Annotated in this window: 14 protein-coding genes, 1 pseudogene and 1 riboswitch; of the genes and pseudogenes, 10 read left to right on the top strand and 5 right to left on the bottom strand. The window is 74.6% G+C overall.

Going from position 1 to position 18,809, the window contains the following annotated elements; all coding sequences use genetic code 11:
• Positions 1–56 precede the first annotated feature (56 nt).
• A complete protein-coding gene (locus tag AB0B97_RS25560; RefSeq protein WP_357497051.1) occupies positions 57–953 on the top strand; it encodes an aldo/keto reductase in 897 nt (298 codons plus the stop codon).
• Positions 954–956: 3 nt separating this feature from the next.
• Here the strand turns inward: AB0B97_RS25560 and AB0B97_RS25555 are convergent, their stop codons facing one another.
• From AB0B97_RS25555 to AB0B97_RS25535, 5 genes are all read right to left on the bottom strand, one after another.
• Positions 957–1,619: a hypothetical protein gene (locus tag AB0B97_RS25555; protein ID WP_357497049.1), complete on the bottom strand. Its 663-nt coding sequence runs from the start codon at positions 1,617–1,619 to the stop codon at positions 957–959.
• Positions 1,620–1,637: 18 nt separating this feature from the next.
• Positions 1,638–3,800 (bottom strand): RNA polymerase recycling motor ATPase HelR, encoded by a 2,163-nt coding sequence (gene helR, locus AB0B97_RS25550; RefSeq protein WP_357497047.1) that lies wholly within the window; start codon positions 3,798–3,800, stop codon positions 1,638–1,640.
• A gap of 124 nt (positions 3,801–3,924) precedes the next feature.
• Positions 3,925–4,479, bottom strand: a complete 555-nt coding sequence (locus AB0B97_RS25545) for a hypothetical protein (protein WP_357497045.1) — start codon at positions 4,477–4,479, stop codon at positions 3,925–3,927.
• Between the two features lie 67 nt (positions 4,480–4,546).
• Positions 4,547–5,287 (bottom strand): hypothetical protein, encoded by a 741-nt coding sequence (locus tag AB0B97_RS25540; RefSeq protein WP_357497043.1) that lies wholly within the window; start codon positions 5,285–5,287, stop codon positions 4,547–4,549.
• The gene (locus tag AB0B97_RS25535; protein ID WP_357497347.1) at positions 5,280–5,849 is read right to left on the bottom strand and encodes an RNA polymerase sigma factor; all 570 of its coding nucleotides are present in this window, start codon (positions 5,847–5,849) and stop codon (positions 5,280–5,282) included. Before AB0B97_RS25535 ends, AB0B97_RS25540 begins: the two co-directional genes overlap by 8 nt.
• Positions 5,850–5,983: 134 nt before the next feature.
• Here AB0B97_RS25535 and AB0B97_RS25530 point away from each other — a divergent pair, with 134 nt between their 5' ends.
• The 9 genes and pseudogenes from AB0B97_RS25530 to cbiE form a co-directional block, all read left to right on the top strand.
• On the top strand, positions 5,984–6,319 hold the full coding sequence (locus AB0B97_RS25530) for a hypothetical protein (protein ID WP_234589536.1): 336 nt from the start codon (positions 5,984–5,986) through the stop codon (positions 6,317–6,319).
• 282 nt (positions 6,320–6,601) lie between these two features.
• A riboswitch (cobalamin riboswitch) is annotated at positions 6,602–6,731 on the top strand.
• Between the two features lie 285 nt (positions 6,732–7,016).
• Entirely contained in the window at positions 7,017–10,685 is a 3,669-nt protein-coding gene (gene cobN, locus AB0B97_RS25525; RefSeq protein ID WP_357497041.1) for a cobaltochelatase subunit CobN, read from the top strand.
• Between the two features lie 89 nt (positions 10,686–10,774).
• Positions 10,775–12,955, top strand: coding sequence for a VWA domain-containing protein (locus AB0B97_RS25520; protein ID WP_357497345.1), 2,181 nt, complete (start codon positions 10,775–10,777; stop codon positions 12,953–12,955).
• A gap of 76 nt (positions 12,956–13,031) precedes the next feature.
• Positions 13,032–13,643, top strand: a complete 612-nt coding sequence (cobO, locus tag AB0B97_RS25515) for a cob(I)yrinic acid a,c-diamide adenosyltransferase (protein ID WP_357497039.1) — start codon at positions 13,032–13,034, stop codon at positions 13,641–13,643.
• A complete protein-coding gene (locus tag AB0B97_RS25510; protein WP_357497037.1) occupies positions 13,637–14,992 on the top strand; it encodes a cobyrinate a,c-diamide synthase in 1,356 nt (451 codons plus the stop codon). Before cobO ends, AB0B97_RS25510 begins: the two co-directional genes overlap by 7 nt.
• Positions 14,989–15,810, top strand: a complete 822-nt coding sequence (cobI, locus tag AB0B97_RS25505; RefSeq protein ID WP_357497035.1) for a precorrin-2 C(20)-methyltransferase — start codon at positions 14,989–14,991, stop codon at positions 15,808–15,810. The genes AB0B97_RS25510 and cobI overlap by 4 nt, the downstream gene beginning before the upstream one ends.
• Positions 15,807–16,640, top strand: coding sequence for a precorrin-4 C(11)-methyltransferase (gene cobM / locus AB0B97_RS25500; RefSeq protein WP_357497033.1), 834 nt, complete (start codon positions 15,807–15,809; stop codon positions 16,638–16,640). The genes cobI and cobM overlap by 4 nt, the downstream gene beginning before the upstream one ends.
• Positions 16,637–17,788 carry a cobalt-precorrin-5B (C(1))-methyltransferase gene (locus AB0B97_RS25495; RefSeq protein WP_357497031.1) on the top strand — a complete coding sequence of 384 codons (1,152 nt, stop codon included), beginning with the start codon at positions 16,637–16,639 and terminating at the stop codon, positions 17,786–17,788. The genes cobM and AB0B97_RS25495 overlap by 4 nt, the downstream gene beginning before the upstream one ends.
• A gap of 86 nt (positions 17,789–17,874) precedes the next feature.
• Positions 17,875–18,468, top strand: a pseudogene (cbiE, locus tag AB0B97_RS25490) (precorrin-6y C5,15-methyltransferase (decarboxylating) subunit CbiE); the annotation flags it as partial.
• Between the last annotated feature and the right edge of the window lie 341 nt (positions 18,469–18,809).

Here is an 18,809-nt window from a genome sequence, read left to right as displayed (position 1 = left end):
CGGTATCGGGTGCGCGGCCGAGTGCGTCGCGCGCCCGCGCTGGCTACGGTCGCCCGATGCCAACCGACGAGATCACCGCCGCCGCGGCGGGCAGCTGGACCCTGGGCGACCGCACCGTGCACCGGATGGGCTTCGGCTCGATGCGGATCACCGCGAACCCCGACCGCGACCGTGCGATCGCGCTGCTGCGCACCGCCGTGGAGCTGGGCGTCAACCACATCGACACGGCCGCGTTCTACGTCTCGCCCGGAGGGACCCTGCGGGTGGGCACCGGCCCCGCCCGCTACGCCACCGAGCTGATCCGCGCGGCGCTCGCCCCGTACCCCGAGGATCTGGTCATCGCCACCAAGGTCGGCTTCGGCTACGACCCGGTGGCCGGATTCACCGAGGCGGAGACCCCCGCGCAGCTGCGCGCCCAGGTCGAGGAGAACCTGCGCCGCCTCGGCCGCGAGCGGCTGGACGTGGTGAACCTGCGGCTCGGCCGGGGGCCGGGCGCGGTGCCGCTGGCCGAGCGGTTCGGCGCGCTAGCCGAGCTGCGCGCCGCCGGGCTGATCCGGCATCTCGGGCTGTCCAACGTCCGGCCCGAGCAGGTGGACGAGGTGGCGGGCATCGCGCCCGTGGTCTGCGTGCAGAACAACTACGGCGTGGACGCGTACCGGGAGCAGGACGCCTTCGTCCGCGCCTGCGGCGAGCGGGGCATCGCCTACGTGCCGTTCTTCGCGCTGGCCGGCACGAATCGGGAGGCGGGTGCGCGCGCCGCGCAGGGCGCGGCAGTCGAGGCGGTCGCCCGGGCCCACGGCGTCACCCCCCAGCAGGTACGCCTGGCCTGGACGCTGCACCAGGGCCCGCACGTCCTCGCGATCCCCGGCACCGGCGACCCGGCTCACCTGCGGGAGAACATCGCCGCCGCCTCCCTGCGCCTGACCCCCGAGGACCTGACCCGCCTGGCCTGACCCTCACCGGAGCCAGACCCGGAGGGGGCCCACGGGGAGGAAGCCGGCTCGGCGGGCAGGTGCCAGGTCGGGGATGGTTTCGTAACCGACCAGGGGCACGCCGGGCAGGGTGGCCACGATCGCGTGCCAGATCTCGTCCGGGTCGTCGCCGTGGCTGAACACGTTGGAGACGCCGGCCGGGTCGTCGCCGCTGACGACCGCCCCGCCGACGACAGCGCCCCGCTCGTCGTGACGGGCCAGCACCCGGATGCGCCTGTCGGCCAGCAGCGCCGGGCGGAACAGCTCCCCACCGCCGTGGGCGCGCGCCCAGGCCGCCAACCCCTGCCCGGTGGTGACCGGGGTGAGCGGCGTGCCGGTCGGCGTGCCGGTCGGCGGGCGGTGGATCCACTGCGCGTCGAAGAGCACCCGGAATCCGTACGCCGAGAGGTCGAGGTCGGCGAAGCTGTCCTTCACCGACGCGCCGGGCCCGACGTCGATCCGTGCCAGCAGCGCCTCGGGGTCGACGCCGGGGCGCAGGGTAACCGCGTCCGGATACCACTGTGGAGAGCGGCGGGGCACCGACCACGCGTCGGCGTCGAACCGGCCGGCCAGCCCGTGGCTGGCGCACACGGCGTCGCACCATCGCGCGTTGTCGTGCGCCGCCGCCTCCCGCAGATCCGTCGTCACGCCCGGCAGCCTACGAGGTCAGGACCCGGTGAGGACGACGAGTTTCTGGGTCGCGCGGGTCATCGCGACGTACCTGTCGACAGCCCCCTGGACGCCCTCGCCGAACGCCTCCGGGTCGACGAGGACGACCAGGTCGAACTCCAGCCCCTTGGACAGTTCCGGGGTCAGCGATCGGACGCGGTTCGTCGTCGGCCCGAACGTGGGGTCGCCGATGACGCAGGCGATCCCGTCGGCGTGCTCGGCGAGCCAGCCGTCGACGATCGTGTCCAGCTCGCGTACCGATCCGTGGGTCACCGGAATCCCGTTGCCGCGGATCGAGGTCGGCACGTTCGCGTCCGGGAGCACGGTCCGGATGACCGGCTCGGCCTCGGCCATGACCTCCCGTGGCGTCCGGTAGTTGATGCTCAGCGAGGTCATCCTCACCCGGTCGAGGCCGACGCGCCGCAGTCGTTCCTGCCACGACTCCGTGAACCCGTGACGGGCCTGGGCGCGGTCCCCGACGATGGTGAAGCTGCGCGACGGGCAGCGCGACAGCAGCATCTGCCACTGCGCGTCGGTCAGCTCCTGCGCCTCGTCCACGACGATGTGCGCGAACGGGCCGGCCAGCAGATCCGCGTCCGCGCTGGGGAGCACGGCCTCGTCGACCAGCGCGTCCTGCAGGTCCAGTTGGCGCAGGCTCGACAGCACACCCTCGCCGTCGTCGTAGGCGTGGGCCTCGATCAGCTCGTCAACGACAGTCGCCATGCGCGCGCGTTCGGCGGCGATGGTGGCCTCGCGGCGGCGGGTACGCCCCGACGCCTCCGGGTCGCCGAGGCGCTGCCGTGCCGCGTCCAGCAGCGGCAGGTCGGACACCGTCCAGGCGCGGGCGTCGACGCGCTGGAGCCGGCGGATGTCCTCGGGGCCGAGCCAGGGGGCACACCTGCGCAGATAGGCGGGCACCGACCACAGGTCGGCGACGATGTCCGTCGCTTCGAGCAGCGGCCAGGCGCGGTTGAACGCCGTGCGCAGCTCCCGGTTGCGCACCAGCGACCCGCGCACCAGGTCGTCCGACTCGTCGCCGTCGTACCTCCCGAGCAGGATCGCCAGCAGCTCCTGAAAGATCTCGTCACGCGCCTCGTTGTGCGGCGTGCCGGGTCCGGGCGCCTCGAACGCCTGGGCCCAGTCGTCCGCGCTCAGCCGCACGTCGGTGTCGCCGGCCGTGATCGTCATCGCCGTGGTCGGCGGCTCCTCGTAGAACCGCACGGCCGCCTCGATCGCCCGCACCAGGTCCGCGGAGGACTTCAGGCGGGCCACATCCGGGTCGGCCTCGACCGTCGCCGCGGCACCCTCGGGTACGAGGTCACGCAGGGTGCAGGTCTGCACGTCGTCCTCGCCGAGGCTGGGCAGCACGTCGGCGACGTACGCCAGGTAGGGCTCGTGCGGGCCGACGAACAGCACCCCGCCGCGGCGGTGCCCGAGGCGGGGGTCGGAGTAGAGCAGGTACGCGGTGCGGTGCAGCGCCACGACGGTCTTGCCGGTGCCCGGCCCGCCGTCCACGACGAGAGCGCCCCGCGATCCGGCCCGGATGATGGCGTCCTGGTCGGCCTGGATGGTGCCGAGCACGTCGCGCATCCGGGCCGACCGGTTGCCGCCGAGGCTGGCGATGAACGCGGACTGGTCGTCGAGCGCCGCGTGCCCCTCGAATCCGTCCGGGGTGAACACCTCGTCCCAGTAGTCGCTGATGCGGCCGAGCGTCCAGCGGTACCGACGCCGGCTCACCAGGCCCATCGGGTTGGCGTGGGTCGCACCGAAGAACGGCTCGGCCGCCGGGGAGCGCCAGTCGAGCAGCAACCGCCGGCCGTTGCCGTCGGTGAGGCCGAAGCGTCCGATGTAGACGGGCTCGGGGTCGTCCGCGCTGACGATGCGCCCGAGGCACAGGTCCAGACCGAAACGACGCAGGGCACGCAGGCGATTGGTCAACCGGCGGATCTCCTCGTCCCGGACGACCGCCTGGCGGCCCTTGCCGGCCGGCGCCCGGCGCTCGACGTCGAGGCGGTCGGACAGGTCGGCGATCGACCGCTCCAGGCTCGCCGCGATGACCGCGAAGTGCTGCTCGTCGCGGGCGATCAACGCCGGATCGGCCTTGGCGGCGAGGTTGTCGGGAAGATCGAAAACGCTGGCCGCCGCCGACGACGTGTGCATGTACTGGCTCCCGTTTCCGCAGGTCCTGGCCTTGGACGGGCAATTCTGCGGTACACCGGGGGCCTTGCCGCAAGTCCCCCCATGCGGTATATGTTGGATATGGCGGGGAGAGTGTTCCCCGTCCTCAGGGCTTCCGCTCGACGTAGACGAGATCCATCGTGTCGGTTCGCCCGCCCCAGCGGAGTTCGAGGTGCCAGCAACCCGCGCGCGGCATGTCGATGATCGACGGGCCCGGCCCCCCGGCGACCTCCCTCGTCACAGTGGTGTCGGTGCCGTCCAGCGTCGCGGTGATCACCAGCGTGGCCGGCGCGGTCGGGTCGGGTGACGTCGTGGCGGAGCGGGCCACCCACAGGATCTTGTTGTTAGACCCGTCCGGCCGGGCCAGCGCCAGCGGGTGAGCGAACAGCACCGCCACGATGTCGCCCCTCGCGCCGAAGACGTGCGGCATGCGGGTGTCGCCGTGGAACCCGGCGTCCGCCCAGTCGGGCAGCGACCCCGTCTCGACCCGCGACGCGCAGCCGGTCGCCGTCCGCACCGATGCCGTGGCGGCCGGCGTTGCTGCCGTGCCACCGGCCGCCGGCGTGGACGCGTCGCCGGCCGCGGTGGTGGTCGGGTCGGCGGCCGCGCAGCCCGCCAGCAGGAGAACCGACCCCAGCAGAAACCTGCCCCAGGTGGCCATTTGCGCTCCCTCCATGCAAGACGTGTGCCCTCGCACCGGAGAGACACCTGTCGCGCCGGCCGGGTTCCTAGGGGAGTGACCGGGCGATGTCGAGCGCCTCGGTCTCGCTGAGTTCACCCTCCAGTCGGTAGGTCACGTCGGCCTCCTCCCAGATGAGCGTCGCGGCGGAGAGCCGTGCGGTCTCCTTACGGACCAGCCCCGACCGGTCCACGTACGACACGACGTGGGGACCGTCGACCCAGATGGCGAAGTTGCCCTTGACCTGCGTCCACTTCGCTTCCGGTCGGTCGGTCTGCTTGTGGAAGGTCAGGTCGAGGCGACCGTCGAACGCGTCGAGGCGCAGCCTGCCGCCGTCGTAGAGCAGCGTCGCCACCCGACAGGCGCCGGTGCCGTCCGGGTCGGCGACCAACGCCCGCTCGGGTGGACCCAGCGTGGACGGCATCCGGATCGGAAAGCGCACCGCCCGTCGCGCCTCAGCCAGCCCGACAGTCCGCTGCGACGGCAACGGCGACGGCTCGCCGGTGGGCAGCGACGGCGTGGGCGAGGTGGCGATGCTGACGCCGGCGAAGCGCAGCACCTCCCCGAGAGCGCCGGCGATTGCGGTACGCGTCGGCGGCAGCACCGCGACCAGCAGGGCCGCGAGCGCCGCCGCGACGGAGGACCGCCACCGGCGACGCCGCCGTACGCCCCTGACGAGCCGGTCCCGTACGCCCGCTGTCACGTCCGGCGCGTCGGGCGTCGCCAGCCACGCGGACAGGTCGCGCAGCTCGGCTTCCAGGTCGCCCGCGTCCCGGTCGAGGTCACCCATGGCGCACCTCCTCGTCGGCGAGCAGGGCGCGCAGCTTCGCCAGTGCCCGCGACGTGCGCGACTTCACGGTGCCCCGGGGCCAACCCAGGGTCGCCACGGTCTCCTCCTCGCTGAGGTCGAGGAAGAACCGGCAGACGATCACCTCACGGTCGCGTACCGGAAGTTGGCGCAGGGCCGCCACCAGCGCGGCGCGGCGCTCACCGGCCAGGACCGCGCCGACCGCGTCGTCCTCGCCTGCCTCCGCGGTCGGGATCGCCGCCGCTCGCAGGACCAGGCCGTCGCGGCGCGTGCGGGAGCGGTGCAGGTTGCGGGTCTCGTTGGCGACGATCGCCAGCAGCCAGGATCGGAAGGACGACTCTCCCCGATAGCGGGACAGCTTGCGGTACCCCTTCACGAACGCCTCCTGGATGACGTCCTCGGAGTCCGAGCCCGCGCCGAGTAGCACCGCCGTCCGGTGCGCGGACGCGGTGTGCCGGGCGACCAGGAGGTCGTACGCCTCCAGGTCACCGGCCCGGGCGCGGGTGACGAGCACGTCGTCGTCCAGGGGAACCTCCGGTTCGATCACACCTGTGACACCGCGCACACGCGCCAGGTTCCGTCGGCGCCCCGCCGAGTCAGATTTCTCCCACCCGGCGTGCAGCGTATTGCCAGGAATCGGTGCTGAACTGGAGAGGCGTCCGAGGAGAGGGGCTGAGCATGGGCTGGTTCAACCGGCGGTCACGGGGCACCGAGGCGACCCCGACGAAGCTGGACCGCGAGGCCACCCGGGACGATCTCGCCGCGCTGGAGTCGTTCGTCGCCAGCCGGCGGGGAGTGGAGTTCTACCTGGAACCGGAGACCACCGCGACCGACACCACGGTGGTGGCGATCGCCCACGACGGCGAATGGATCCGTCGCCGCACCGGCACACCCCGCGCGGCGGGCGCCATCGCCCGCAAACACGCGGTGCCGCTGTACGAGGCGGCCCGCACCGGCTACCCGGAGCGGATGCGGGTGTGGAACCGGGCCCACCCCGAGCGCCACGCCCGCTGAGACTCCTTTGCCCAGAAGCCCCCGCCGCCGGCCAGCGGCGCGAGCCAGAGTGCTCTGCCCATCCTTTGCTCTGCTTACCCATACGCGACAGTGACGCTCCCTTTCTGTTGCTTATGGGGAAGCAGAGCAAAGGATGTCGGGCATTGATCCGGGGCATCGAGGTCGGGTGATCCGCGGTCGTGTCGACGGCTGAAGCTCGGTGACGCACGCCCGTTCGTCGGGCCGGAGCGGCGTTGACCCGCAGCGCACGGGTGTGGCAGCATTCGCGGCCTGACGGCAGTGAAGGAAGTCGGTGCGAATCCGACGCGGTCCCGCCACTGTCACCGGGGAGCGATCCCCCCTCGTGAGTCACGGCCGTGTGTCTGCGGTTGGAAGGCCGGGGGAGAGCGTCGATCCGGAAGCCAGGATACTTCGGCCGTCGGGACGTACCCCAGGGCGTGGACACCCGAGGAGGACCCGATGACGCTTGGCGTCTCCATCATCATCGACGGCTGCTGCCGTCTTGCGCACCGCGGCCGTGCCGTCGCCGCGATCGGCATCGACTCCGTTCACCGCTGAGTTCCGGACCGCCCCGCCCGTCGCTCCCGGCCGCAGGCCGCTGAGCCGGCCGGATCGCGGCGTCCGCTGAACCCTGCGCCCATCCCACGTCGCCAGGCCGCTCTCACGAGCGTGCCGACGTTACCCTCCGGAGCCTGCCGTGCGCGTTCTGCTGCTCTCCACCGCCGACACCGACCTGCTGGCCGCCCGCGCCAGTGACGCCGACTACCGGCTCGCCAACCCGGCGCGGGTGGCGGCCGACGAGGTGCCCGCCCTGCTCGACGGCGTCGACCTCGCCGTCGTACGCCTGCTCGGGGGTCGGCAGGCGTGGCCGGACGGCCTCGCCGCGGTCCTCGCCGGCGGCGTGCCGACTGTCGTGCTCGGCGGGGAGGCGGTGCCCGACGCGGAGCTGATGGCGGTCTCCACCGTGCCGTCCGGAGTGGTCACCCAGGCCCTCGCCTACCTTGTGGAGGGCGGGCCGGACAACCTCGGACACCTGGCCCGGTTCCTTTGCGACACCGTGTTGCTCACCGGCGAGGGGTTCGCCCCGCCCGCGCCCACCCCGGCGTACGGCGTCCACGGCGACCACCCGATGGACCCGCGGCGGCCCACAGTGGGGATCGTCTTCTACCGGGCGCACGCCCTCGCCGGCAACACCGCCTTCGTCGACGTCCTGGCCGAGGCCGTGCGGGAGGCCGGCGGCAACCCGCTGCCGATCTTCTGCGGCTCGCTGCGGGGCCTGACCACGGGCGCGGGCCCGCTCGGGCTGTTCGCCAGCTGTGACGCGCTGCTGGTCACCGTGCTCGCGGCCGGCGGCGCGGTCGCCGCCGACGCGTCCGGGGGCGGTGACGAGGACGCGTGGGACGTCGGCGCGCTCGCCGCCCTGGACGTGCCAGTCATCCAGGCACTCTGCCTGACCAGCACCCGGGAGCAGTGGGCCGCCAGCGACGCCGGGCTGTCCCCGTTGGACGCGGCGATGCAGGTGGCCATCCCCGAGTTCGACGGCCGGATCGTCACCGTGCCGTTCTCGTTCAAGCGCATCGACGCGGACGGCCTCTCGGTCTACGCCGCCGACCCGGAGCGGGCCGCCCGGGTGGCCGGCATCGCGGTGCGTCACGCCCGGCTGCGGTACGTGCCCAACGCGGACAAGCGGGTCGCCGTGGTGCTCAGCTCGTACCCCACCAAGCACTCCCGGGTCGGCAACGCCGTCGGGCTGGACACCCCCGTCTCGGCGGTCCGACTGCTCGCCGCGCTGGCCGAGGCGGGTTACCACCTTGGGGACGCGCCGCCGCCCGACGACGGCGACGCGCTGATCCACGCCCTGATCGCCGCGGGCGGGCACGACGTGGAGTGGCTCACCCCGGAGCAGTTGGCCGCCGCCGAGGCGCGGGTGCCCGGCGAGACCTACCGGCGGTGGTTCGATCAGGTGCCGGCCGGGCTGCGCGAGCGGATGCGGGAGCACTGGGGTGAGCCGCCCGGCGAGTTGTACACCGACGGCGGCGACATCGTGCTCGCCGGACTGCGCTTCGGCAACGTGGTGCTGCTCATCCAGCCGCCGCGCGGCTTCGGGGAGAACCCGATCGCCATCTACCACGACCCGGACCTGCCGCCCAGCCACCACTACCTGGCCGCGTACCGCTGGCTTGCCACGCCCGTCGCGGACGGCGGGTTCGGCGCGGACGCCGTGGTGCACCTGGGCAAGCACGGCACCCTGGAGTGGCTGCCCGGCAAGGGCCTCGGCCTGGCCGCCGACTGCGCCCCCGACGCGGTCCTCGGTGACCTGCCGCTGGTCTACCCGTTCATCGTCAACGACCCCGGCGAGGGCACCCAGGCCAAGCGCCGCGCGCACGCCGTGGTGATCGACCATCTGGTGCCGCCGATGGCCCGCGCCGAGACCTACGGCGACCTGGCCAAGCTGGAACAACTGCTCGACGAGTACGCAACCGTGCAGGCCCTCGACCCGGCCAAGGTGCCCACCGTGCGGGCCCAGATCTGGGACCTGGTGCGCGCCGCCGAACTGCACCACGACCTGCACGCCGAGGCGATGCCCGACGCCGACGACTTCGACGACTTCGTGCTGCACCTCGACGGGTACCTCTGCGAGGTCAAGGACGTGCAGATCCGCGACGGGCTGCACATCCTCGCCGACGCGCCGACCGGCGAACCCCGGGTCAACCTGGTGCTCGCCGTCCTACGCGCCCCGCAGATCTGGGGCGGCGCCCACGCCCTGCCCGGCCTGCGGCAGGCGCTCGCCGCCGCGTACGGCCTCGACGAGCAGGAGCTGCTCGCGTCGCCCGGACAGCGGATCGCGGTGCCCACGGCGCTGACCGACGCGGTGGACGGGCCCGCCGGCACGGCCGCCGACGCCGTCGACCTGATCGAGGCGCTCGCCCGGCGGCTGGTCGTCGGCATGGAGACCCTGGACTGGGCCGTGGACGCGGTCGACGCGGTGGTCGCGGAGGTGACCGGCCAACCCATCCCGGACGCCGCCGCGGTGCTGCGGTTCGCGGCCACCGAACTGGTGCCCCGGCTGGCGCGCACCACCGACGAGCTGACCCACACCCTCGGGGCGCTGGACGGGCGGTTCGTGCCGCCCGGCCCGTCCGGTTCACCGACCCGGGGCCTGGTCAACGTGCTGCCCACCGGCCGCAACTTCTACTCCGTCGACCCGAAGGCCATCCCCAGCCGCAACGCCTGGGACGTCGGGGTGGCCCTCGCCGACTCGCTGCTGGCCCGGCACCTCGCCGACACCGGCGCGTACCCCCGCTCGGTGGGGTTGACCGTGTGGGGCACCAGCGCCATGCGCACCCAGGGCGACGACATCGCCGAGGTGCTCGCGCTGCTGGGCTGCCGTCCGGTGTGGGACGAACGGTCCCGGCGGGTCACCGGCGTCGAGGTGGTGCCGACCGCCGAACTGGGCCGGCCCCGCGTCGACGTGACAGTGCGCATCTCCGGCTTCTTCCGCGACGCGTTCCCGCACGTCGTGGCGCTGCTCGACGACGCCGTGCGGCGGGTCGCCGCGCTCGACGAGCCGGACGAGGAGAACTACCTGCGGGCGCACGTCGCCGCCGACCTGGCCGAGCACGGTGACGAGCGCCGGGCCACCGCCCGGATCTTCGGCTCCAAGCCCGGGGCGTACGGCGCGGGCCTGCTGCCCCTGATCGACGCCCGGACGTGGCGCAGCGACGCCGACCTGGCCGAGGTGTACGCGGTGTGGGGCGGCTACGCGTACGGCCGGGGCCTGGACGGGCGGGAGGCGCGCGCCGACATGGAACGCTCCTTCGCCCGGATCGCGGTGGCGGTGAAGAACCAGGACACCCGCGAGCACGACATCGTCGACTCGGACGACTACTTCCAGTACCACGGCGGGATGGTGGCGATGGTCCGTCACCTCACCGGCACGTCACCGGCGGCGTACGTGGGTGACTCGGCGATGCCGCACGACGTGCGCACCCGCACGCTGGGCGAGGAGACCCGGCGGGTGTTCCGGGCCCGGGTGGTCAACCCGAAGTGGATCGCCGCGATGCGCCGGCACGGCTACAAGGGTGCGTTCGAGCTGGCGGCCACAGTGGACTACCTCTTCGGCTACGACGCCACGGCCGGCGTGGTCGACGACTGGATGTACGAGCACCTGGCCGCCGCGTACCTGTTCGACGACACGACCCGGGAGTTCCTGGAGCGGTCCAACCCGTGGGCGCTGCGTGGCATCACCGAGCGGTTGCTGGAGGCCGCCGACCGGGGGCTGTGGGCCAAGCCGGAGCCGGCCACCCTGGACCGACTCCGCGACACGTACCTGGCCAGTGAGGGCGACCTGGAGGACCGGGTGTGAGCGCGAGGAGTGAGCCGGTTTTGCGAGCCCCGCAGTCGCGAACGAAAGAGGGCCCAGTGATCACGTACCCGTTCAGCGCGGTGCTCGGCATGGCAGACATGCGGTTGGCGCTGCTGCTCAACGCTGTCTCCCCGGCGATCGGCGGGGTCCTCGTGCGCGGCGAGAAGGGCACCGCCAAGTCCACCGCCGTGCGGGCGCTCGCCGCGCTGCTGCCCCCGGTGCTCCGCGTCGCCGGCTGCCGCTTCGGCTGCGACCCCGCCGATCCCGACCCGGGCTGCCCGGACGGGCCGCACCCGGCCGACGCCACCGCCGAGACCGGTCCGGCCCGTCTCGTGGAGCTGCCGGTCGGCGCCGCCGAGGACCGGGTCGTCGGCTCGCTCGACCTGGAGAAGGCCCTCGGTGCGGGCGTACGCGCCTTCGAACCGGGCCTGCTCGCCGCCGCGCACCGGGGCGTCCTCTATGTCGACGAGGTCAACCTGCTGCACGACCACCTCGTCGACCTGCTGCTCGACGCGGCGGCGATGGGCCGCAGCCACGTCGAGCGCGAGGGTGTGTCGGTCAGCCACGCGGCCCGTTTCCTGCTGGTCGGCACCATGAACCCGGAGGAGGGGGAGCTGCGCCCGCAGCTGCTGGACCGCTTCGGGCTGACCGTCGAGGTGGGTGCCAGCCGCGATCCGGAGGTGCGGGTCGAGGTGGTGCGTCGCCGGCTCGCCGCCGACGCCGACCCGGCGGGCTTCGCCGCCCGGTGGGCCGACGCCGACGCCCAGGTCGCCGCCCAGGTGGCCGCCGCCCGCCGCCGGCTTCCCGGGGTACGCCTTCCGGACGCCGCGCTGCGGCAGATCGCCGAGGTGTGCGCCGCCTTCGACGTGGACGGCATGCGCGCCGACATCGTCACCGCCCGTGCCGCTCTCGCCCACGCCGCCTGGCACGGCCGGGACCGGGTCACCATCGACGACGTACGGGTCGCCGCCCGCCTCGCCCTGCCGCACCGCCGCCGCCGTGATCCGTTCGACACGCCGGGCCTGGATGAGAAGCGCCTCGACGAGGCGTTGCAGCGCGCCCAGGACGCCCACCCCGACGAGCCGGACGACGAGGACGGCCCGCACGACGGTGGCCCCGCCGGACCGCGTCCCGAGGGGCCGGACCCCGACGGCGGTGGCTCCGGCGGGCACGGCGGCCCGGACGACGGCAGCTCCGACAGTCGCGGCCTGGACGGCGGCGACCCGCGGAGCGGTGCCGACGGCGGCGGCCCCGACGGCGGCAGCACGCCCGTTGACCAGGCTGCATCCGGCGCGGCCGAGCGCGCGGGGGCAGGTGCCGACGCCGGCCCGGACGGACGCGCCGAGTCGCCGAACGGGCGGGACGACGGATGGCCCCCCACCGACGACCCGGGCGGGCGCCGTCGGAGCGCGGGGGCGCAGGTCGGCGACGACGATCCGACCCGGCAGCGGGGCTCCGGTGGGCAGGGTCAGCCGGTGGCCGTACCCCAGGGTGGCCTGCGGGCCCGGTTGCTCACCGCGCCCGGCGTCGGTGACGGCGTGCCCGGGCGGCGGTCGCGCGCCCGCACCGGGCGGGGACGCACCACCGGCGCCCGGGTGCCGGCCGCTCGGGTCGGCGCGCTGCACCTGCCGGCCACGATTCGCGCCGCCGCGCCCCACCAGGCGGCCCGGGGGAGGGTGACCGGCCCGCTGCGACTGCGCCCGGACGACGTGCGGGAGGCGGTCCGGGAGGGGCGGGAGGGCAACCTCGTGCTGTTCGTGGTGGACGCCAGTGGGTCGATGGGCGCCCGGCAGCGGATGACCGCCGTGAAGGACGCGGTCCTCGCCCTGCTCACCGATGCCTACCAGCGGCGGGACAAGGTCGCGGTGATCGCCTTCCGGGGCAGCGGTGCGCGGACGCTGTTGCCGGCCACCTCGTCGGTGCTGGCCGCCTCGACGCGGCTGGCCGAGCTGCCCACCGGTGGTCGGACGCCGCTGGCCGAGGGCCTGCTCGTCGCCGCCGACCTGCTGCGGGTGGAGCGCCTGCGCGACCCGAAGCGCCGCCCCCTGGTCCTCGTGGTGACCGACGGCAGAGCGACCGCCGGGCAGCGTCCCCTGGACCGGACGGCAGGAGCGGCGGCGGTCCTCGCGGCAACGGGCGCCCCCTGCGTCGTCGTGGACTGCGAGTCCGGCCCGGTCCGCCTGAACCTCGCCCGCCGCCTGGCCACCCAGCTCAACGCCCCACTGCAACCCCTGACCACCCTCACCCACCCCCGCGATCTTGCACGTTAGGTGCCGACATGAGGGGACGAGCTACGCAGATGAGCAACCGAAACTGCACGATCGCGCAGACGAGGGAGGACGGCTGATGCCGCAGGGACAGCCGAGCGTGGTGCCCGCTGACGGGTTGACGACCCGGCAGCGACGGCACCGGCCACTGCTGATCGTCCACACCGGACAGATGAAGGGGAAGTCGACGGCCGCCTTCGGGTTGGCGCTGCGGGCGTGGACCGCCGGCCTGCCGGTCGGGGTGTTCCAGTTCGTCAAGAGCGCCAAGTGGCGGGTGGGGGAGGAGAACGCCTTCCGGGCGCTCGGCGAGGTGCACGAGCGTACCGGCCAGGGCGCACCTGTCGCCTGGCACAAGATGGGCGAGGGCTGGTCCTGGATCCAGCGCGGCGGCGAGGCCGACCACGCCGCCGACGCCCTGGAGGGCTGGCGGCAGATCCAGCGCGACCTGGCCGCGCAGCGGTACGGGTTGTACGTGCTGGACGAGTTCACCTACCCGATGAAGTGGGGCTGGGTGGACGTCGACGAGGTGGTCGCCACCCTGACCGACCGCCCCGGCTTCCAGCACGTCGTCATCACCGGCCGGGACGCCGACCCGCGCCTGGTCGCCGCCGCGGACCTGGTGGCCGAGCTGACCAAGGTCAAGCACCCGATGGACGCCGGCCAGAAGGGCCAGAAGGGCATCGAGTGGTGAGCGCTCCCTGGGCGCTGCCCCGAGTGGTGGTCGCCGCGCCGGCCAGCGGCCACGGCAAGACCACTGTCGCCACCGGGCTGCTCGCCGCGCTGCGCCGTCGCGGCCTGACGGTCAGCCCGCACAAGGTCGGCCCGGACTACATCGATCCCGGCTACCACGCCCTCGCCGCCGGGCGGCCCGGCCGCAACCTCGATCCGTTCCTGGTCGGGGCCGAGCGGATCGCCGGTCTGCTGCGCCACGGCGCGAGCGTGCCGACGCCCGCCGACATCGCCGTGGTGGAGGGTGTGATGGGCCTGCACGACGGCGCGGTGGGCCGCCGCGACTTCGCCTCCACCGCGCACGTCGCCCGCCTCCTCGACGCGCCGGTGCTGCTGGTGCTGGACACCACCGCGCAGGGCCGCTCGGCAGCCGCGCTGACCCTCGGCATGGCCGCCTTCGATCCGGCCGTGCGCATCGGCGGGGTGATCCTCAACCGGGTCGGCTCGCCCCGGCACGAGACGCTGCTGCGCGACGCGCTCGCCGAGGTGGGCGTACCGGTGCTCGGAGCGGTCACCCGCGCTGCCGAGGTCGCCGCGCCGGCCCGGCACCTCGGGCTGGTCCCGGTGGCCGAGCGGGCTCCCGAGTCCCTCGCGATCGTCACCGCCCTCGCCGAGCTGGTGGAGGCCACCGTGGACCTCGACGCCGTCCTCGACCTGGCCCGCACCGCCGCGCCGCTGACCGCCGCGGCCTGGGACCCGGCCGTCGCCGTCGGCGGTCCGGCCGGCGACGACCGCCCGCTCGTCGCGCTCGCCGGTGGTCCGGCCTTCACCTTCTCGTACGCGGAGACCGCCGAACTGCTCACCGCCGCCGGCGCCGACGTCGTCACCGTCGACCCGCTGCGCGACCAGGCCCTGCCCGCCGGCACCCGCGCGGTCGTGATCGGCGGCGGTTTCCCCGAGGCGTACGCGGAGGCCCTCGCCGGCAACGGCACACTCCGGGCCGAGCTGGCCGATTTCGACGGGCCGATCGTGGCCGAGTGCGCGGGACTGCTCTACCTCGGGCGGGCACTGGACGGCGTACCGATGTGCGGTCGGCTGGACCTCACCGCCCGGATGACCGGCCGGCTCACCCTCGGCTACCGCGAGGCCCGGGCCGTCACCGGCTCCCCGGTGGCCCGCGCGGGCGAGCCGGTACGCGGCCACGAGTTCCACCGCACCACCACCGACCCCGCGCACGGCGAGGCGCCGGCGTGGCGCTGGAATGGCACCGACCACGGCTTCGTCGCCGGCCGCGTGCACGCCTCCTACCTGCACACCCACTGGGCCGGCCACCCCGGGGCCGCCCGCCGGCTGGTCGAGGCGTGCCGATGAGCGCGCAGCGCGCCGACGCGCGGCCGACCATCGACGCGGGTCCCACCGATGCCACGCTGACCGGTGTCGGTGTCGGGCCGGGTGACCCGGAACTGCTCACCGTGAGGGCCGTGCGGATCCTGCGCGAGGCCGACGTCGTCTTCGTACCCGTGATGGCGGACCGGGTCGCGCCGACCGCGACCGGCGGTGTGACACCGCCGGGCGCGCAGGCCGGGCGGGCCGAGGCGACGGTCCGGGAGTACGTGCCGGCGGACCGGCTGCGTCGGCTGCCGTTCGCCCTCGACGACCGGGGTGGGGTGACCGCCCGCCGGGCGGCGGCCTGGGACGACGCCGCCCGGAGCGTGGTCGACGCCCTCGACGGGGGCGCGCGGTCCGTCGCGTTCGCCACCATCGGCGATCCCAACGTCTACTCCACCTTCGGCTACCTGGCGCAGAGCGTCCGCGCGCTGCGTCCCGCCGTGCGGGTGGCGACAGTGCCCGGCGTGACCGCCATGCAGGAGTTGGCCGCCCGCAGCGGTGTCGCGCTGTGCGAGGGACGCGAACCGCTGACGCTGCTGCCGGCCACCGCCGGTCTGGCGCTGTTCGCCGACGCCCTCGCCGGGCCGGGCACCGTTGTCGCCTACAAGGGCTGGCGGCGGCACCCGGAGCTGCTCGCCGAACTGCGCCGACAGGGCCGCCTCCACGACGCGGTCCTCGGGCGCAACCTCGGCCTGCCCGGCGAACACGTCGGCGCAGTCGACGACACCGCGCACGACCTGCCGTACCTGTCGACGCTGCTGGTGCCCGCCCGCCGCGACCACCGAGGAGGAAAGCTGTGACCAGCAACGGCAAGGTGTGGTTCGTCGGGGCCGGCCCCGGTGCGGCGGACCTGCTGACCCTGCGGGCCGCCCGGGTGATCGCCGCGGCGGACATCGTGATCTGGGCGGCCAGCCTGGTGCACGCCGACGTCCTGCACCACGCCCGCCCCGACGCGGAGATCGTCGACTCGTCGCAGCTACCCATCGAGGGCGTGCTCCCGCTCTACCAGCGCGCCGCCGAGCAGGGGCTGACAGTGGCCCGCATCCACTCCGGCGACCCGGCGCTCTGGGGCGCCGTGCAGGAACAACTGGACCTGTGCCGGACGCTCGACCTCGCCGTCGAGATCGTGCCCGGAGTGTCGTCGTTCACCGCCGTCGCGGCGCTCGTCGGGCGGGAGTTGACAGTGCCCGAGGTCGCCCAGTCGGTGATCCTCACCCGCCTCGAAGGCGGCAAGACCCCGATGCCGCCCGGCGAGCGGGTCCGCGACTTCGCCCGGCACGGCACCACCATGGCGCTGTTCCTCTCCGCCGCCCGCTCCGGTCAGGTGCAGGCCGAGCTGCTGGCCGGCGGCTACCCGGCGGACACCCCGGCCGTCGTGGCGTACCAGGCGACCTGGCCCGACGAGCTGGTCGTGCGCTGCACGGTCGGCACGCTGGAGGCCACTGTCAAGCAGCACAAGCTGTGGAAGCACACGCTCTTTCTGGTCGGGCCGGCGCTGGCCGCCGAGGGCACCCGCTCGCACCTGTACCACCCCGGGCACTTCCACACCTTCCGTCGCGCCGAGCCGGTCGCACGTGCCGAGCTGCGCCGCCAGTCCGGCGTCCGCGCCGGGGGAACAGGCACACCATGACGTACGCCGAGCCGCCGCTGCGCGAACCGGACCTGCCGCGTACGGCGAAGGTCCGGCCCACCGCGCTGCGGACCGGCTGGACCACCGGCGCGTGCGCGACGGCGGCGGCGAAGGCGGCGGTGACCGCCCTGGTCACCGGCGAGATCCAACCGGACGTGGAGATCGGGCTGCCCGCCGGTCGCCGGGTGCGATTCCCGGTCGAACGCTGCGAGGTGACCGGCAGCCCACCGGTGCACGCCGAGGCGGTGGTCGTGAAGGACGCCGGTGACGACCCGGACGTCACCCACGGCGCCGAGCTGACCGCCACCGTGGACTGGACCGACGTCCCCGGGCTGCGCCTGGCCGGCGGGCCCGGGGTCGGCACCGTCACCAAGCCGGGCCTCGGCCTCGCGGTCGGTGGCCCGGCCATCAACGACACCCCACGCCGGATGATCGGCGACGCGGTGGCCGAGGTCGTCGACCTCACCGAGGTCGGTGTCCGCGTGGTCATCAGCGTGCCCCGGGGCGAGATCATGGCCCGCAAGACCACCAACCGGCGGCTCGGCATCCTCGGCGGCATCTCGATCCTCGGCACCACCGGGATCGTCCGTCCCTTCTCCACCGCCTCCTGGCGGGCCAGCGTCGTGCAGGCCGTGCACGTGATGGCCGCCCAGGGGGAGCGGACGGTGGTGCTGTGCACCGGCGGGCGTACCGAGCGGGCCGCCCGCGCGCTGCTGCCCGAGCTGCCCGAGGTGTGCTTCGTCGAGGTGGGCGACTTCACCGGCGCGGCCGTCACCGCCGCCGTGGGCGACGCGATGACCGGTGTGGTCTTCGTCGGCATGGCCGGCAAGCTCGCCAAGCTCGCCGCCGGGATCCTGATGACCCACTACACCCGCTCGAAGGTGGACCTGTCGCTGCTCGGCGCGGTGACCGCCGACGCCGGCGGCGATCCCGCACTGGTCGACGCGGTGACCGAGGCGAACACCGGGCGGCACGCGTACGAGCTGTGGGAGGCCGCCGGGCTGCTCGGCCCGGCCGGGGACCTGCTCTGCCAGCGGGTCGGGCAGGTGCTGCGGCGCTTCGCCGGGCCGACGGTCACCGTGGACGTGGCGATGGTCGACTTCGCCGGCGCGCGGGTGGTCGCCTCGTCGGGCCGGTGGCCGCGATGAGCCGGCCGACCGCGGCGCCCGCCGACCGGCCGGCGACCGTGGCCGCTACGGACCCGGTGGTGACCGTGGCGTCCCCGGACCCGCTGGTGACAGTGGTCGGGGTGGACGCGGCCGGTGCGCCACCGCACCCCGCAGTCGTTCCCGCGCTGGCCGTGGCCGGGCTGGTCGTCGGAGCGGCCCGGCACCTGGCCACCGTCTCCGTGCCGCAGGGCGTGGACACCGTCGTCCTCGGGCCGCTCGCCCCGGCCGTACGGCGGCTGAGCGCCGCCGTGGCCGCCGGCGTGCCGGCGGTGGTGCTGGCCAGCGGCGATCCCGGACTGTTCGGCATCGTCCGGCGGCTGCGCGCGGCCGGGCTGCCGCTGCGGGTGGTGCCGGCGGTGTCCAGTGTGGCCGCCGCGTTCGCCCGTGCCGGGCTGCCCTGGGACGGCGCAGCCGTGGTCACCGCGCACGGCCGCGACCCGCGACCGGCCCTGAACGCCTGCCGGGCGCTGCCACTGGTCGCGGTGCTCACCGCGCCGGGCGTCGGCGCCGCCGAACTGGGCGCCGGACTGATCGGCTGGTCCCGCCGTCTGGTGGTCGCCGAACACCTCGGCACCGACGCCGAACGCGTCCGGGCGGTGACCCCCGATCAGGCCGCCGCCGGAGCCTGGTCCGACCCGCACGTCCTGCTCAGCATCGCCGTGCCCGTGCCCGTGCCCGTGCCCGCCGTGCCCGTGCCCGCCGTGCCCGTGCCCGCCGGGCCCGTGAACGCCGTGCCCGTGCCCGCCGTGCCCGTGCCCGCCGTGCCCGTGCCCGCCGTGCCGGGCCTGGTCAGGCCGGCTGGGATGCGGGTGGACAACCAGCCGGCCGCCGCGCCGGCCGGCGGCTGGGCGCTGCCGGAGGACCGGTACGCCCACCGCGACTCCATGATCACCAAGTCCGAGGTGCGGGCCCTCGTCGTCGCCCGGCTGCGGCCTCGCCTGGGCAGGTTGGTCTGGGACGTCGGCGCGGGCAGCGGCTCGGTCGGCATCGAGTGCGCGCT

Source organism: Micromonospora sp. NPDC049004 (assembly GCF_040649315.1).
In the GTDB taxonomy this organism is placed as follows: domain Bacteria; phylum Actinomycetota; class Actinomycetes; order Mycobacteriales; family Micromonosporaceae; genus Micromonospora.
The sequence above is the reverse complement of the archived record's forward strand: the minus strand, read 5'-3'. Positions and strand labels throughout refer to the sequence as shown.